The organism is Chimaeribacter sp. YP20170169 (genome assembly GCF_056739715.1).
Genome location: NZ_CP176824.1, coordinates 3009984 through 3024656, shown reverse-complemented (window position 1 = coordinate 3024656; position 14673 = coordinate 3009984). Strand labels below are relative to the sequence as shown.

At 66.2% G+C, this 14673-nt stretch carries 14 protein-coding genes and 2 pseudogenes; 11 read left to right on the top strand and 5 right to left on the bottom strand.

Annotation, left to right across the window (positions count from 1 at the left end; genetic code table 11):
• Position 1 precedes the first annotated feature (1 nt).
• Positions 2–1615 carry an ATP-binding protein gene (locus ACK3SD_RS13845; RefSeq protein ID WP_481127560.1) on the bottom strand — a complete coding sequence of 538 codons (1614 nt, stop codon included), beginning with the start codon at positions 1613–1615 and terminating at the stop codon, positions 2–4.
• A 245-nt stretch (positions 1616–1860) separates the two neighbouring features.
• On the opposite strand from ACK3SD_RS13845, the gene ACK3SD_RS13840 reads away from it, so the two are divergent.
• From ACK3SD_RS13840 to ACK3SD_RS13825, 4 genes are all read left to right on the top strand, one after another.
• A complete protein-coding gene (locus ACK3SD_RS13840; protein ID WP_481125857.1) occupies positions 1861–3213 on the top strand; it encodes a 2-hydroxycarboxylate transporter family protein in 1353 nt (450 codons plus the stop codon).
• An 87-nt stretch (positions 3214–3300) separates the two neighbouring features.
• Positions 3301–3771 carry a DUF3237 domain-containing protein gene (locus tag ACK3SD_RS13835; RefSeq protein ID WP_481125856.1) on the top strand — a complete coding sequence of 157 codons (471 nt, stop codon included), beginning with the start codon at positions 3301–3303 and terminating at the stop codon, positions 3769–3771.
• A 73-nt stretch (positions 3772–3844) separates the two neighbouring features.
• Complete coding sequence (locus ACK3SD_RS13830; RefSeq protein WP_481125855.1) at positions 3845–4090, top strand: AbrB/MazE/SpoVT family DNA-binding domain-containing protein; 246 nt, start codon at positions 3845–3847, stop codon at positions 4088–4090.
• Complete coding sequence (locus tag ACK3SD_RS13825) at positions 4071–4307, top strand: type II toxin-antitoxin system PemK/MazF family toxin (protein ID WP_481125854.1); 237 nt, start codon at positions 4071–4073, stop codon at positions 4305–4307. The genes ACK3SD_RS13830 and ACK3SD_RS13825 overlap by 20 nt, the downstream gene beginning before the upstream one ends.
• A gap of 102 nt (positions 4308–4409) precedes the next feature.
• Here the strand turns inward: ACK3SD_RS13825 and hpxZ are convergent, their stop codons facing one another.
• From hpxZ to ACK3SD_RS13805, 4 genes and pseudogenes are all read right to left on the bottom strand, one after another.
• A complete protein-coding gene (gene hpxZ / locus ACK3SD_RS13820; protein WP_481125853.1) occupies positions 4410–4796 on the bottom strand; it encodes an oxalurate catabolism protein HpxZ in 387 nt (128 codons plus the stop codon).
• A 30-nt stretch (positions 4797–4826) separates the two neighbouring features.
• Positions 4827–6223 (bottom strand): annotated as a pseudogene (locus tag ACK3SD_RS13815) (AtzE family amidohydrolase).
• Positions 6220–6417 carry an oxalurate catabolism protein HpxX gene (hpxX, locus tag ACK3SD_RS13810; protein ID WP_481125852.1) on the bottom strand — a complete coding sequence of 66 codons (198 nt, stop codon included), beginning with the start codon at positions 6415–6417 and terminating at the stop codon, positions 6220–6222. Before hpxX ends, ACK3SD_RS13815 begins: the two are co-directional and overlap by 4 nt.
• 16 nt (positions 6418–6433) lie before the next feature.
• Positions 6434–8020: a gamma-glutamyltransferase family protein gene (locus ACK3SD_RS13805; protein WP_481125851.1), complete on the bottom strand. Its 1587-nt coding sequence runs from the start codon at positions 8018–8020 to the stop codon at positions 6434–6436.
• Between the two features lie 171 nt (positions 8021–8191).
• Here ACK3SD_RS13805 and ACK3SD_RS13800 point away from each other — a divergent pair, with 171 nt between their 5' ends.
• From ACK3SD_RS13800 to hpxK, 7 genes and pseudogenes are all read left to right on the top strand, one after another.
• Positions 8192–9031, top strand: coding sequence for a MurR/RpiR family transcriptional regulator (locus tag ACK3SD_RS13800; protein WP_137764108.1), 840 nt, complete (start codon positions 8192–8194; stop codon positions 9029–9031).
• A 204-nt stretch (positions 9032–9235) separates the two neighbouring features.
• The gene (locus ACK3SD_RS13795; RefSeq protein ID WP_481125850.1) at positions 9236–10027 is read left to right on the top strand and encodes a transporter substrate-binding domain-containing protein; all 792 of its coding nucleotides are present in this window, start codon (positions 9236–9238) and stop codon (positions 10025–10027) included.
• A gap of 12 nt (positions 10028–10039) precedes the next feature.
• On the top strand, positions 10040–10708 hold the full coding sequence (locus ACK3SD_RS13790) for an amino acid ABC transporter permease (protein ID WP_137764106.1): 669 nt from the start codon (positions 10040–10042) through the stop codon (positions 10706–10708).
• Positions 10708–11361 (top strand): amino acid ABC transporter permease, encoded by a 654-nt coding sequence (locus ACK3SD_RS13785; protein ID WP_137765010.1) that lies wholly within the window; start codon positions 10708–10710, stop codon positions 11359–11361. Before ACK3SD_RS13790 ends, ACK3SD_RS13785 begins: the two co-directional genes overlap by 1 nt.
• A complete protein-coding gene (locus ACK3SD_RS13780; RefSeq protein ID WP_137764105.1) occupies positions 11342–12085 on the top strand; it encodes an amino acid ABC transporter ATP-binding protein in 744 nt (247 codons plus the stop codon). Before ACK3SD_RS13785 ends, ACK3SD_RS13780 begins: the two co-directional genes overlap by 20 nt.
• A 45-nt stretch (positions 12086–12130) precedes the next feature.
• Positions 12131–13372, top strand: coding sequence for a pyridoxal-phosphate-dependent aminotransferase family protein (locus ACK3SD_RS13775; protein WP_481125849.1), 1242 nt, complete (start codon positions 12131–12133; stop codon positions 13370–13372).
• A gap of 52 nt (positions 13373–13424) precedes the next feature.
• A pseudogene (hpxK, locus tag ACK3SD_RS13770) lies at positions 13425–14640 on the top strand (allantoate amidohydrolase).
• The last annotated feature ends 33 nt before the right edge of the window (positions 14641–14673 follow it).

The following is a 14673-nucleotide window of genomic DNA, read 5'->3' as shown; positions in this document are numbered from 1 at the left end:
TTCAGGTTAATGCGGCCGGCGGGTTGGGAATAAACAGCGAAAACAGCGTGCCGCGCGGCGTGTTGTCCGCCACCTCAATCAGCCCCCCGGCCTGCGCGACGTAGCGTGCCACCAGATAGAGGCCGATGCCGTGGTCGCCCTCCGGCTTGCTGGTGACGCCCGCCTTAAACAGTGAATCACGCAGCGCTGGCGCAATGCCGCAGCCCTGATCCGCCACCTCGATCACCAGCTCATCATGGGCGTCCGCCAGATAGAGCGACACCTCACCGCCCGGCGGCGTGGCGGCAAGGCTCGCCTCCACCGCATTGTCCAGCAGGTTGCCGAGGATCGACATCAGTTCGCTCTCGCTTAGCCGGGTCAGCGGTTGTTGCAGGCGACAGGCGGGGTCGAACGTCAGGTGCACTCCCTTCTCGTGGGCGGCGGCGAACTTGCCGAGCAGTAGGCCGCACAGCGCCGGCGAGGCAAAGCGCCCCGAGAGAAAGTCGAGCAGCGCCTGCGTACCGGCGGACTGCGCCTCTATATAGCGCACCGCCTCGTCATAGCGCTTCATGTGCAGCATCCCGGCCAGCGTCGCCGTCCAGTTGAGCTGCTCATGGCGCATGATGCGCAGGCTGTCGGCGTAGCGCGTCACCTGGCTGAGCTGGCTGCTCAGGGTGTTGATATCATTTTTGTCGCGGAAGCTGATCACCCAGCCCTGCGGCCCGCGCTCATCCACCATCTCCACCCGGTTGGCGATCACCTGCCGCTGGTTGAAGCGGCAGATCTCATCGTGGCGGTTGGTGGCGTCATGGGCATGGAAAAAGTCGGGCGTGGCGTGGATCACCGCCTCCACCGGCAGGCCAATCAGCGCCTCCTCCGGTGGGTGGATCGCCAGCAGGTCGCGCGCCGCCTGATTGATGCTGATGATGCGCCGCGCCGGGTCCAGCGCGATCACCCCCTCATAGATTGCCGCCAGCAGCGCCCGTTGCTGGCGCACCAGCTGACCAATCTGCTCCGGCTCCAGCCAGAACATCTGCTTTTTCAGCCGGCGCGAGAAGGCCCAGGAGAAGAGGAACAGCGCCAGCAGCAGCAGCAAAACAAAGCCGACAATCTGCGACACCTGCCGGGCATTGAGCCGGGCGATGTGCGACTCCAGATAGCCCACCGACACCAGCCCAATCACTTGGCCCTGCGCATCCCGCACCGGCGCCTTGCTGCGCAGTGACAGCCCGGTGCCGCCCTGACGCACCGAGATGATCCCCTGGCCGCGCAATACCTCGCGGTTGTCGCCGCCGACCAGCGGCGTGCCGACGCGCTCCGGGTGCTCTGAATGGTAGAGGTGGCGCGCCTGCCGGTCGCCAAACACCAGATAGCTGGCGTCGCTCTGCGCCCGCAGCCGGTCGCCCATCTGCCGCAACGCCGCGCGATCGCCCCGCGCCATCGCCTCGATCAGTGAGGGGATCTGTGCAATCTCCCGCGCCTGCACCTGCGCCCGCAGGCCCAGATCGCGGTGCAATTGTTGATCAAGTGTATGGTAAAGGTAATAAGCAATCAGCCCCAGCAGCAGGCAGGAGCAAGCGACCAGACTGAGGAACAGCCTGATTTGGAATGAAAGTCGGGGTTGGTCAGCGGTCATGCGGCGCAGGTTTGGCAAAATGGAGCATTTGTTTAACCTACCATTAACAATGCGGCGGCGTTACTCCCTTTTTGTGCGCCGGGGTGAAAACACCACAAACCCTGCAATCTTTCTGAAGAGAGTTGCATTAACACCATAGAAACCATTATCCCCATAATCCCCCCGATCTAATTTTGAGCACCTTCACACCCCGGGCAGGGGGGCTTTCCCTATCCTTGCCTGACAACGACAAAAAGGGGAATGCAATGAGCACGAGCGATGATGCCTATCTGGCGACAAAAGAGCAGGGCGTGGCCCACCCGACCCGCAGCGAACGCTGGTGGCGCGTGATGGACACCTACAAGGTCGGCATCATCCCACTGCCCCTGTTTGTGCTGGCGGGCGGGCTGATTTTGCTCGACTGCCTGGCAGGCAAGCTGCCGAGCGACATTGTGGTGATGGTGGCGACGCTGGCGTTCTTCGGCTTTGCCTGCGGCGAGTTTGGCAAGCGCCTGCCGCTGGTGGGCAAGCTGGGGGCGGCGGCGATCTGCGCCACCTTCATCCCGTCGGCACTGGTGCATTATGGGCTGTTGCCGGAGGTGGTGGTGAGTTCGACCATTGCCTTCTACAAATCCACTGACATTCTCTACCTCTACATCTGCTGCATCATTGTCGGCAGTATCATGAGCATGAACCGCGAGGTGCTGATTCAGGGCTTTATGCGCATCTTTGTGCCGATGCTGTGCGGTGAGCTGGTGGGGATGGTGGTCGGGATGGCCGCTGGCATGGCGCTGGGGCTGGATCCGTTCCAGACCTTCTTCTTCCTGATTTTGCCGATCATGGCTGGCGGCGTGGGCGAGGGGGCGATCCCGCTTTCGATGGGCTATGCCGCGATCCTGCACATGGATCAGGGCGTGGCGCTGGGTCGCATCCTGCCGATCGTGATGCTGGGCAGCCTGACGGCGATTGTGATCGCTGGCGTGCTCAACCAATTGGGCAAGCGCTACCCGCACCTGACCGGCGAGGGCACATTGATGCCAAACCGCCGCGGCCACATGGCGTCAATGACCGAGGATGAGGGGCGGCCAGACATTAACGCGCTGGCCTGTGGCGCGCTGCTGGCGGTGCTGCTCTATATGGTTGGGATGCTCGGCCACCGGCTGATTGGCCTGCCAGCCCCGGTCGGGATGCTGTTCGTCGCGGTGTTGCTGAAGCTGGTGAATGGCGTGTCGCCGCGCATCCAGCAAGGCTCGCAGATGGTGTACAAATTCTTCCGCACCGCCGTCACTTACCCGATCCTGTTTGCCGTCGGCGTGGCGATCACCCCGTGGCAGGAGCTGGTGGACGCCTTCACCATGCAAAATCTGGTGGTGATTGTCTGCACCGTCAGCGCGCTGGTCGGCACCGGTTTTCTGGTTGGCAAGAAGATCGGTATGCACCCGATTGACGTGGCGATTGTCTCCTGCTGCCAGAGCGGGCAGGGCGGCACCGGCGACGTTGCCATCCTCACCGCCGGCAACCGCATGTCGCTGATGCCCTTCGCGCAGATCGCCACCCGCATCGGCGGCGCTATTAACGTCTCCGTCGGGCTGATGGTGCTGGCGCACTTCCTGTCATAGGACGGGGGACAACGTAATAACCGCCCGGCCCTGTGCCGGGCGTTCTATTTTCTAAGGCGCCTGCGGGCGCGTGGCAAAGGATTGACGATGGCACCTGAACTGACCCATAGCTTCTCCCTCTCCCTAACGGTCGATCGACCGACGATCATTAGCCGGTCGCCAGATCGCGGCAAGCGGCAACTGATCCCGATCCTCTCCGGCACCCTCTCTGGCGCGTTGCGGGGCCATGTGCTGCCGGGCGGCGTGGACAGCCAGATCATTGACCGCGATGGCCTATGCCGCCTCTCCGCCCGCTACGCCGTCGAAACCGACAGTGGCGAGCACTTCTACATTGAAAACAACGGCCTGCGCCGCATCCCTCGCCAGTGGTGCGCCCGGCTGTTTGAGGATGATCTGGCCTTCTTCAACGACATTCCACCCGGCGAGATCTACTTTCGCACCACGCCCACCTTTGAAACCTACAGCGATAATCTGCGCTGGCTAAGCGAAAGCCTGTTCATCTGTAGCGGCCAGCGCAGCGCCAGCGGGTTGGAGCTGGCGTTTTACCGGGTGGAATAGCGCTCACACATCACACAGAAAGCGCGTAATCCTCCCCGCGTTCTACAGTGTAGAAACATGGCTGAGGATAAACATGAGACAGACGCTCAAACGCTGGGGCAACAGTCCGGCTGTTCGTATCCCGGCGGAGGTGATGAAAACGGTGCAACTGCGGCTGGACGATGACGTTGAGATCAGTGTCGATAATAAAGGACGGATCATGATTGACCCGGTGGAAAAGGCGTTAACGTTAGCGGCACTGCTTGAGCAGGTGACGCCAGAGAACCTTCATGGCGAGGTAGAGGTGGGCGAGGTAGGTAATGGAATACGTACCGGATAGCGGGGATATTGTATGGCTGGACGTTGATCCCCAGGCTGGTCACGAACAGGGCGGGCATCACCCGGCATTGGTGCTCAGCCCGCAAACCTATAACGGGCGGGTGGGGTTTATGCTCTGTTGCCCGCTCACCACCCGTATCAAGGGCTACCCCTTTGAAGTCCTGCTGAGCGGGGCGCCCTCCAGTGTCCGATCAGGCCAAGAGCCTGGATTGGCGTAGTCGCCAGGCCAGACACAAAGGCAGGGCCACCCCGCAGGAGATGGCGGCAGTACGCCAGCGCATCAAGGTCTTGATTGACTAAACGCGGGGCAACCCGGCCCCTCATCCCGCCATCACGCTCACATGGGCTGCCACGATGCGCCAGCCGCAGGGCAGCCTGACCCAGGTCTGCATCTGGCGGCCAATCTGGTCGCTCCCCTCACGGCGGAACTCGGTGCTGGTGACGCCCATGTCCTCGCCGAAGGTGGTGATGGTGGTGTTCTCCAGCGTGCGCGCCAGCCCCTGTGACGGGCGGTGCAGGCGGAAGTCGCGGATCGCCTCAATGCCGTAGAGGTTCTCGCCCGCGCCGTAGCGCACGGTGCGCGCGTCATGCCAGAACAGCTCATCCAGCACCTCAATGTCATTGCCGATTAGCGCCTGCTCATAGCGGTAGAAGGCGGCGTTCAGCTCCGCCAGGATCGCCGGGCGATCAATATGTTCACTCTTCATCTCAGTTTCCCAATCACTATGGAATGTGGCTCAGGCCACAGAAACGGCCACGGCTTTTACCACCCCTTGCTGCTCCAGCGCCCAGGCGGCGCGCAGGGCAAGATCCTCCCGCCACGGCGGCGCGATCAGCTGCACGCCAATCGGCAGGCCGCTGGCGGTGGCTAACGGCACCGTCACCACCGGCAGGCCAAGGAAGGAGAGGGGCTGGGTCAACATCCCCATGCTGGCGCGGGTCGGCAGATCCTGCCCGTTGATGTGGATGCTCTCCTGCCCAATCGGCGTGGCGCAACAGGGCGTCGCCGGGGCGATCAGCAGATCCCAGAGGTTAAACAGCGGCTGCACCAGCTGTTGCAGGTGGCGGCGGAAGCGCTGCGCCTGAATGTACCAGACGGCGGGGATCATCGCCCCGGCCAGCAGCCGCTCGCGTGACAGCGGCTCGAACTGCTCTGGCATCGTGCGCAACAGCGGCAAATACTGGTTGCCCCCCTCGGCGGCGGTGGTGATAAAGGCGGCGCTACGCGCCAGCTCCGCCTGTGGCAGCAAGACCTCCTCCTGCGCCTCCAGCGCCCGCGCCACCTGTGCCACCGCGGCGCGGGCATCATTGTCACACCACTCGGCAAAGAAGCCGCCGAGCGTCGCCACCCGTAGCCCCTGCTGGCCCTGTGGCAACAGCGGGGCGGTCAGGCCCAGCGGCTGGTCAGCCTGAAAGGCATCCTGTGCGTCTGGCCCCTGCAACGCGTCATAGACGGCGGCGAGATCGGCGCTGCGGCGCGCCATCGGCCCGATGTGGTCGAGGCTGGCGACAAACGGCTGGCTGCCGTGGCGCGACAGGCGGCCAAAGGTCGGTTTCAGGCCAAGGATGCCGCACAGCGAGGCGGGTACGCGGATGGAGCCGTTGGTGTCGCTGCCAAGGGCGGCGCTCACCAGCCCGGCCGCCACCGCCGCGCCGGAGCCGCCGGAGGAGCCACCGGCGATGCGGCTAAGGTCATGCGGGTTGCGCGTCGCGCCGTAGTGGCTGTTCTCGGTAGTGAAGCCGTAGGCGTAGGCATCCATGTTCAGCATCCCGGCCAGCAGCCCGCCAGCCTGTGCCAGTCGCGCCACGGCGGTGGCGTCGGTGGCCGCGCGTGGCCGCTGGCTGTAGAGGCTGCCCCGGCCAGCGTCACCTCGCCGGTGACATCGAACAAATTTTTTACCGCATAGGGAATGGCGGCCAGTGGCGGCAGCGCATCGCCAGCGGCGCGGCGGGCGTCCACCGCCTTGGCCTCACGCAACATGCGCGCCTCGGTCACGCCAGTGAAGGCGTTGATGGCCGGGTTGACGCGCGCAATGCGCGCCAGCGTGGCGGTGGCGATCTCATGGGCGCTCACCTCGCCCTGTTGCAGCGCGGCGCGCAGGGTGGCGATCGGGGCGGTCAGCAGCTCATTCATGCGCGGTACACCCCAGCGATCTCGGTGCGCGCGTCGAGTGGCAGCGCCATCAGCGGTTCGGCCATCATGGCGATGCGGCTGAACTGGGCCAGCAATTCGGCGCGGCGCGGCTCATCCAGCGTCAGGCCGAGTACCGCCTCCATCTGTTGCAAATAGGCCGCCCAGTCGAGGGCGGCGGGTTGGGAAGGGGTCATGCTCTCTCCTTAATGGTCAGAATCCGGCGGCACTGCCGTTGCTGCGCGGGTCGAACGCGCCCTCAAACATGCCGTTGGTGTGGCGCACAATCGCACCGGCGTGGCCGACCGCCTCGCTGAAGTCCGGCAGTGACTCCACCTGATGCCCGCGTTGGCGCAGGCTCTCCAGCGTGGCGGCGCTAAAGCGCCCCTCCAGTTTCAGCGAGTCAGAGCTATCGCCCCAAGTGCGTCCCAGTAGCCAGCGCGGCGCGCTGATCGCCTGTTGCAGCGGCACTCCCTGCACCACATGGCGCACGAACAGCGCCGCCTGCGTCTGCGGCTGGCCATCGCCGCCCATCGAGCCGTACACCAGCGTGCGGCCATCCGCCAGCCGCGCCGCCGCCGGGTTGAGGGTGTGGAACGGCTGCTTGCCGGGGGCCAGCTCCAGCAGGTGGCCCGGTTCCAGGCTGAAGGAGGCACCGCGGTTCTGCCACAGTACGCCGCAGCCCGGCAGCAGCACGCCACTGCCGAACTCGTGGTAGAGGCTCTGGATAAAGGAGACCGCCAGCCCGCTGCTGTCCATCACGCCGAGCCAGACGGTGTCGCCCGGCCCCTTGCCCTTGCCCCAGTCGGCGGCCTGCGTGGGGTCGATGCGGGCGGCCAGCGCGTCGAGGTGCGCCGGGTCGAGCAGCGCCTGTGCGTCCTGCGTCATGTGGCGCGGATCGGTGATAAAGCGGTCACGCAAGCCGAAGGCCAGCTTGGTGGCCTCGACAATGCCGTGCAGGGTGTCGGCGTCGTCGCTCCCCGCCAGATTGAGGCGGTCAGTGATGCCGAGCATCGCCAGCGACACCAGCCCTTGGGTCGGCGGCGTCAGGTTGAACACCTCGCCCTTGCTGTGCAGCAGGCGCAGCGGCGTGCGGCGCTGGGGGCGGTAGGCGGCCAGATCGGCGCGCGTGACGGGCATCCCGGCGCTCGCCATCTCGTCGGCCATGCGGTCAGCCAGCGCGCCACGGTAGAAGCTCTCCAGCCCCTCATCACAGAGGGTGGTGAGGGTGCGCGCCAGCGCCGGCTGGGTGAAGCGGCTGCCGCCGGTGGGGATCGTCCCGCCCGGCAGGAACACGCTGGCAAACTCCGGCAGGTGGGCCAGCTCATGGGCTTTGCTGCGGGTGGCGGCCTCCTGTGAGGCGGTAACCGGAATGCCATCGGCGGCGTAGCGGATGGCGTCCCGTAGCAGCCGATCGAGCGGCAACGGCTCGCCGCCCAGCTCGGCGCTGACCGCCAGCGCCTCCTGCCAGCCACCGACGGTGCCCGCCACCGTCAGCGCCGCCTGCGGCCCGCGGTGCGGGATCTGCGCCGCGCCAGCGTAGCGCGCCGGGGTCGCCAGACTGCCTGCCGCGCCGCTGGCGTCAATCGCCACCGGATCGCCCTGCGGCGGCACAATCAGCCAGAAGCCGTCGCCGCCCAGCCCGTTCATGTGTGGATAGACCACCGCAATGGTGGCCGCCGCCGCGACCATCGCCTCAATGGCGGTGCCGCCCTCGCGCAGTACCGCCAGCGCGCTCTGGCTGGCCAGATGGTGCGGGGTGACCGCCATGCCCAGCGGCGCGCAGTTACTGTTTATCATGCCTGTTCCTCTTGCTGCCCCTGCGGGCGGATTGATGGCGATAACCAAGCAAGAGGCGTTCCACTTTGCCGGGTGGGGCGGCAATGGCACTTGCCTCGCCCCTCCAGACTCGTGTTACCTTGCCGGTCATGCTGCCGTGGAGACGGTGAAACAGATGTTGCAAGGTGAGCCATGAAACAGATTGATGAACGCCTGCGCGGCCACTACGCCGCACTGACGCCGCAGGAGCAGCGGGTGGCGGACTTTATTTTCGAGAACCTCGACCACCTGATGAGTTACAACAGCGCCGAGCTGGCGCGGCTAAGTGGCGTCTCCAAGGCCACCGTCAGCCGGTTGTTCAAGCGGCTCGGCTACCCCAGCTACCGCGAAATGCGTGACGAGGTGCGGGCGCTGCGCCAGACCGGCCTGCCGCTGGCCGACAGCCGGGACGCGGTGCAGGGCAACACCCTGCTGGCCCGCCACTATAAGCAGGAGATGGCCAACCTGACGCAGTGGGTGAACCAGATTGACCCGGCACAGTTCACGGCGGTGATTGGGGCGCTGGCAGCGGCGCGGCGCGTCTGTCTGCTGGGGTTCCGTAACAGCTACCCGGTGGCGCTGCACCTGCGCCAGCAGCTGTTGCAGATCCGCCCCGGCGTGCAGCTGATGCCGCAGCCGGGCCAGACGCTCTCGGAGGAGCTGGTGGATTTGACGCCCGAGGATCTGGTGATCTTCGTCGCCTTCCGCCGTCGGCCGCGGGCGGTGCGCACCCTGCTGGCGCATTTGCAGGCGCGGCAGGTGCCGACGCTGCTGGTGTGCGAGCCGCAGGCCAGCACGCTGCCAGCACTGGCGCGCTGGCACCTGGCCGCGCCGCTCGACAGCGTGTCAGCCTTTGACGCCTACTCGGCGGCGATGAGCCTCGCCAATTTGCTGAGCAACGCGCTGCTGCACCAGATGCTCAGTAGCGGCCGCCAGCGCATCCACCAGATCGCCGATCTCTACGGCGATCTGGATGAGCTGGAGCAGCGCTAATCCCCGCACCCGCACAGTGCGCGCGCACCCCACTGGTGCGCGCCGCTGGGGCAATGCCCGGTTACTGACACCTCCCCTCGCCGTAAGGCCGCCACCGGGCGGCATTTTTTCCCTGTGGTCTGCATCACACGGTTGGCACATTAGTTGCAGAATCTCTGGCATAAGAATCTATCGTTTCATTCTTTGCACACCGGAGATATGCTCATGAACTTCAGGAAACCTCTTTTCGCCCTGGCCGGGGCGGCGTTGATGCTGATGCAGGCCTCCAGCGCGCTGGCCGACCAACTGGAACAGATCCAGCAACGCGGCGTGCTGCGCGTGGCGGTGCCGCAGGACTTCCCGCCGTTTGGCTCGGTGACGCTGGATCTGCAACCACAGGGGTATGACATCGACATGGCGCACTATCTGGCCGACAAGATGAAACTAAAGTTGCAACTGGTGCCGGTTACCAGCGCCAACCGCGTACCCTACCTGCAAACCGACAAGGTGGATCTGGTGATCTCCAGCCTCGGCAAAAACGCCGAGCGTGAGAAGGCCATCGACTTCAGCCGCGCCTACGCGCCATTCTTCCTCGGCGTGTTTGGGCCGAAAGGGACGACGCTCACCGACGCCAAGCAGCTGGCCGGGCAGAGCATCGGCGTAACGCGCGGCGCGGTGGAGGACATGGTACTGAGCGAGATCGCGCCGAAAGAAGCACAGCTGAAACGCTACGAGGACAACAACACCACGCTGTCGGCCTACCTCTCCGGGCAGGTGAAGTATGTGGCGACCGGCAATCTGGTGGTGGCGGCCATCGCCCGCCAAAACCCGGAGAAGGCGCCAGAGGCGAAATTCATGCTGAAGGACTCCCCCTGCTACATCGGCCTGCGCAAGGATGAGCCAGCGCTGAAGGCGAAAGTGGATGAACTGATTGGCGAGGCGCTGAAGGACAACACCCTGAACACCCTGTCGCAGAAGTGGCTGCACGCGCCGCTGCCAGCGGATCTTGGCGAGTAACGGGAGCCGGTGATGACCTACCAGCTCAACTTTTCCGCCCTGTGGCCCTACCTGCCGGAACTGCTGGCGGGGCTGCTGACCACCCTGCAACTGACGGCGATGGCGACCCTCGGCGGCATCGCCCTGGGCATCTGCGGCGCGGCAATCCGCTGCGGCCAGCGGCCATGGCTGCGCGCGCTGTGGGGCGGCTACGTGGAGATCATCCGCAACACGCCGTTTGTGGTGCAGCTGTTCTTCATCGTCTTTGGCCTGCCGGGCCTCGGGCTGATGCTCACCGCCGGGCAGGCGGCGCTGCTAGCCATGCTGATCAACCTCGGTGCCTACAGCACTGAGATTATCCGCGCTGGCATCCAAGCGACGCCCAAGGGGCAGTGGGAGGCGGGGCGGGTGCTGGGGCTGTCACGGGCGCAGACCTTTGTGCGGGTGGTGCTGCCGCCGTCGCTGAAACGCATCTACCCGGCGCTGGTCAGCCAGTGCATCATCGTGATGCTGGGCAGTTCGGTGGTGTCGCAGGTCTCCTACGAGGAGCTGACCTTCGCCGCCAACCTGATCCAGTCGCGCAGTTTCTTGAGCTTTGAGGTCTATCTGGTGACCACGCTGTGCTACCTGTTGCTGTCGCTGGCGATGCGCCAGCTGCTGCTGGCCGCTGGCCGGCGGATCTTTGGGGAGGCGAGGGCATGATGACCTTTACCGATTGGGATATCGTTCGCAACCTGCTGCTGGCCGGGCGCTGGACTGTGCTGCTCTCGCTGGTGGCCTTCTTCGGCGGCACGCTGGTGACGCTGCCCCTGTTGCTGATGCGCCTGTCGCGCCGCCGCTGGGCGCAGCGGCTGGTGCGCGGCTACGCGGCGCTGTTTCAGGGCACGCCGCTGCTGATGCAGCTGTTCCTCGCCTTCTTCGGCCTCGGGCTGTTTGGCATCAACGTCAGCCCATGGGCCGCCGCCGCGCTGGCGCTGACGCTGTTCACCAGCGCCTTTCTGGTGGACATCTGGTACGGCAGCATCGACGCGCTGCCCAAGGGGCAGTGGGAGGCGTCACGCTGCCTCGGGCTGGGCTTCGGCCAGACGCTCTGCCGGGTGATCGCGCCGCAGGCGGTGCGCATCGCCATCGCCCCAACCGTCGGCTTCTCGGTGCAGGTGGTGAAGGGCACCGCGCTCGCCTCGATCATCGGCTTTGTCGAGCTGACCAAGGCTGGCACCATGCTGAACAACGTCACCTACCAGCCGTTCAAGGTCTTCGGGCTGGTGGCGCTGGGCTACTTCCTGCTCTGCTACCCGCTATCGCGCTACAGCCACTCACTGGAGAAAAAATTCCATGCCGCTGATCACCATTAATCAGGTGCAAAAATATTATGGCCAGAACCACGTGCTGAAGGGTGTGGATCTCGATATCGGCATGGGTGAGGTGATCTCCATCATCGGCCGCAGCGGCTCTGGCAAAAGTACCCTGCTGCGCTGCATCAACGGGCTGGAGGGCTACCAGGAGGGGAGCATCAAGCTCGGCGGCATGACCATCACCCACCGCGAATCGCAGGCGCGCGAGATCAGCCGCTCGATCGGCATGGTGTTCCAGAACTTCAACCTCTTCCCGCACATGACAGCGCTGGAGAACGTGATGCTGGCGCCGCGCCGGGTGCTGGGCAAGAGCGCCGCCGAGTGCCGGGCGCTGGGGATCGAGATGCTCACCAAGGTGGGGCTGGGCGACCGCCTCGACTACCGGCCGGCCAGCCTCTCCGGCGGCCAGCAGCAGCGGGTGGCGATCGCCCGCGCGCTGGCGATGAAGCCAAAGGTGCTGCTGTGCGACGAGATCACCTCGGCGCTCGACCCGGAGCTGGTGGGCGAGGTGCTGAAGGTGCTGGAGCAGCTGGCGCAGGAGGGAATGACGCTGGTGCTGGTGACGCATGAGATGAACTTTGCCCGCGAGGTCGGCGACCGGGTGGTGTTTATGCATCAAGGCACCGTCTGGGAGCAGGGCGACAGCAAAACGCTGTTCGCCCGCCCGCAGACCGCCGAACTGAAACAATTTATCGCATCGGTGCGCGGCCTGACGGAGGCCTGAGGCGCGGCGGTGTACCCAACTGCAATGATGTCAGGGAGTAAACAGATGACCCAGTACGGACAGATCAACCCGCCCGCGCGCCTGCTGATGGGGCCGGGGCCGATTAACGCCGACCCGCGCGTGCTGCGGGCGATGTCCAGTCAGCTGGTGGGGCAGTATGACCCGGCGATGACCCACACCATGAACGAGGTGATGGCGCTCTACCGGGGCATCTACCGCACCGACAACCGCTGGACGCTGCTGGTGGACGGCACCTCGCGCGCGGGCATTGAGGCGGTGCTGGTCTCCGGCATCCGCCCCGGCGACCGGGTGCTGGTGCCGGTATTTGGCCGCTTCGGCCACCTGCTGTGCGAGATCGCCCGCCGCTGCCGCGCCGAGGTGCACACCATTGAGGTGCCGTGGGGCGAGGTGTTCGACCCGCAGCAGATCGAGGACGCCATCAAGGCGGTGAAGCCGCGCTGGCTGCTGACGGTGCAGGGCGACACCTCCACCACCATGCTGCAACCGCTGGCGGCGCTCGGCGACATCTGCCGCCGCCACGACGTGCTGTTCTACGCCGACGCCACCGCCTCGATCGCTGGCAATGCGCTGGAGACCGACGCATGGGGACTGGATGCGGTCTCCGCCGGTTTGCAGAAGTGCCTCGGCGGCCCCTCCGGCAGTTCGCCGGTGACCATCAGCCCGCGCTTTGAGGCGCAGATCCGCCGCCGCAAGTGCGTGGAGGAGGGCATTCGCACCGCCGAGCACACCGACGGCAGCGAGGAGATGATCTACTCCAACTACTTCGACCTCGGCATGATCATGGACTACTGGGGGCCGGAGCGCCTTAACCACCACACCGAGGCCACCAGTATGCTGTTCGCCGCCCGCGAGTGCGCGCGCGTGATTTTGGAGGAGGGGCTGGAGCACACCATCGCCCGCCACCAGTTGCACGGCGACGCGCTGCTGGCAGGCATCCGCGGCATGGGGCTGGAGGTGTTCGGCGACATGGCGCACCGCATGAATAACGTGCTGGGCGTGGTGATCCCGGCGGGCATCCACGGTGAGCAGGTGCGCCAGATGATGCTCAATGACTTCTCGATTGAGATTGGCACCTCCTTCGGCCCGCTCAACGGCAAGATCTGGCGCATCGGCACCATGGGCTACAACGCCCGCAAGGATTGCGTGATGCAGACGCTGGCGGCGCTGGAGGCGGTGCTGACCCGCCTCGGTTTCCGTTCGGCGCAGGGCGCGGCGTTGCAGGCCGCCTGGGATCGCTATGACGCCGCACAGGCAGGGGGCCGCTGATGCCACAGGCCGCGATGCCCCCGAGGCCGCCCGCGCCGCCGCGCAACGCATCATGGCGCGCTGCGCGGCGCTGGCCGAGATCAGTGAAACCCCCGGCGCGCTGACCCGCGTCTACCTCTCGCCGGAGCACCTGCGCGCCAACCAGTGCGTCGGCGCGTGGATGGAGGCGGCCGGGATGCGCGTCTGGCAGGACAGCGTCGGCAACCTGTGCGGCCGCTACGAGGCGGCCACGCCGGGCGCGCCAGCGCTGCTGCTCGGCTCCCACCTCGACACGGTACGTAACGCCGGTCGCTACGACGGGATGCTGGGCGTGCTGGCGGCGATTGAGGTGGTGGGCGAGCTGCACCGCACCGGCCGCCGCCTGCCGGTGGCGCTGGAGGTGATGGGCTTTGCCGACGAGGAGGACGCGCTTTGGCGTCACCCTGCTGGGCAGCCGGGGCCTCACCGGCACCTGGCCAGCGGCGTGGCTGTCGCGCACCGACGCCAACGGCACCAGCGTGGCGCGGGCGTTGCAGGAGGCGGGGCTGGACGCGGCGCGCATCGGCGCGGCGGCGCGCCCGGCCGCGGACATCCTCGCCTATCTGGAGCTGCACATTGAGCAAGGCCCCTGCCTCGAGGCCGCGGGCCTGCCGCTTGGCGTGGTGACTGCCATCAACGGCGCGCGGCGGCTCAACTGCCACTTTGTCGGCGAGGCGAACCACGCGGGCACCGTGCCGATGGGCCAGCGCCGCGACGCGCTGGCCGCCGCCGCCGAGTGGACGCTGGCGGTGGAGCGGCTGGCGACGGCGGCTGGGCAGCATCTGGTGGCGACGGTCGGCACGCTGCACTGCCTGCCGGGCGCGGTGAACGTCATTCCCGGCGAGGCGCGCCTGTCGCTGGATATTCGCGGCCCGCAGGATGCGCCGCTGGCCGCGCTGCTCGACACGCTGCTCTCTGAGGCACACGCCATCGCCGCCCGGCGCGGGCTGCTGTTCACCTCAGAGCAGTACTACGCCATCAACGCCACCGCCTGCGACGCCCGTCTGCAAGCCTGTCTGGCGCGCAGCGTGGCGGCGGTGCAGGGCAAAAGCCTGTCACTGCCGAGCGGCGCCGGGCATGACGCCATCGCCGTCGCCGAGCGCTGGCCGGTGGGTATGCTGTTCGTGCGCTGCGATCGCGGCATCAGCCACCATCCGGACGAGTCGGTGGCCGAAGCCGACGTGGCCGCTGCCGCTGCCGCTTACTTTGCCGCCGCGCTGGCGGTCGCCACGGAGCTGGCCCCTACCTGATCACCCGCGTTTCCGGCACAGGTTTTGCAGTAA

What these genes read in the sequence shown, in the direction of transcription:
- ACK3SD_RS13800 (WP_137764108.1), top strand. Translation starts at nt 8,192, where the DNA reads ATGAAACAGATTGATGAACGCCTGCGCGGCCACTACGCCGCACTGACG.
- ACK3SD_RS13830 (WP_481125855.1), top strand. Translation starts at nt 3,845, where the DNA reads ATGAGACAGACGCTCAAACGCTGGGGCAACAGTCCGGCTGTTCGTATC.
- ACK3SD_RS13825 (WP_481125854.1), top strand. Translation starts at nt 4,071, where the DNA reads ATGGAATACGTACCGGATAGCGGGGATATTGTATGGCTGGACGTTGAT.
- hpxZ (WP_481125853.1), bottom strand. Translation starts at nt 4,796, where the DNA reads ATGAAGAGTGAACATATTGATCGCCCGGCGATCCTGGCGGAGCTGAAC.
- ACK3SD_RS13780 (WP_137764105.1), top strand. Translation starts at nt 11,342, where the DNA reads ATGCCGCTGATCACCATTAATCAGGTGCAAAAATATTATGGCCAGAAC.
- ACK3SD_RS13845 (WP_481127560.1), bottom strand. Translation starts at nt 1,615, where the DNA reads ATGACCGCTGACCAACCCCGACTTTCATTCCAAATCAGGCTGTTCCTC.
- hpxX (WP_481125852.1), bottom strand. Translation starts at nt 6,417, where the DNA reads ATGACCCCTTCCCAACCCGCCGCCCTCGACTGGGCGGCCTATTTGCAA.
- ACK3SD_RS13840 (WP_481125857.1), top strand. Translation starts at nt 1,861, where the DNA reads ATGAGCACGAGCGATGATGCCTATCTGGCGACAAAAGAGCAGGGCGTG.
- ACK3SD_RS13775 (WP_481125849.1), top strand. Translation starts at nt 12,131, where the DNA reads ATGACCCAGTACGGACAGATCAACCCGCCCGCGCGCCTGCTGATGGGG.
- ACK3SD_RS13805 (WP_481125851.1), bottom strand. Translation starts at nt 8,020, where the DNA reads ATGATAAACAGTAACTGCGCGCCGCTGGGCATGGCGGTCACCCCGCAC.
- ACK3SD_RS13835 (WP_481125856.1), top strand. Translation starts at nt 3,301, where the DNA reads ATGGCACCTGAACTGACCCATAGCTTCTCCCTCTCCCTAACGGTCGAT.
- ACK3SD_RS13795 (WP_481125850.1), top strand. Translation starts at nt 9,236, where the DNA reads ATGAACTTCAGGAAACCTCTTTTCGCCCTGGCCGGGGCGGCGTTGATG.
- ACK3SD_RS13790 (WP_137764106.1), top strand. Translation starts at nt 10,040, where the DNA reads ATGACCTACCAGCTCAACTTTTCCGCCCTGTGGCCCTACCTGCCGGAA.
- ACK3SD_RS13785 (WP_137765010.1), top strand. Translation starts at nt 10,708, where the DNA reads ATGACCTTTACCGATTGGGATATCGTTCGCAACCTGCTGCTGGCCGGG.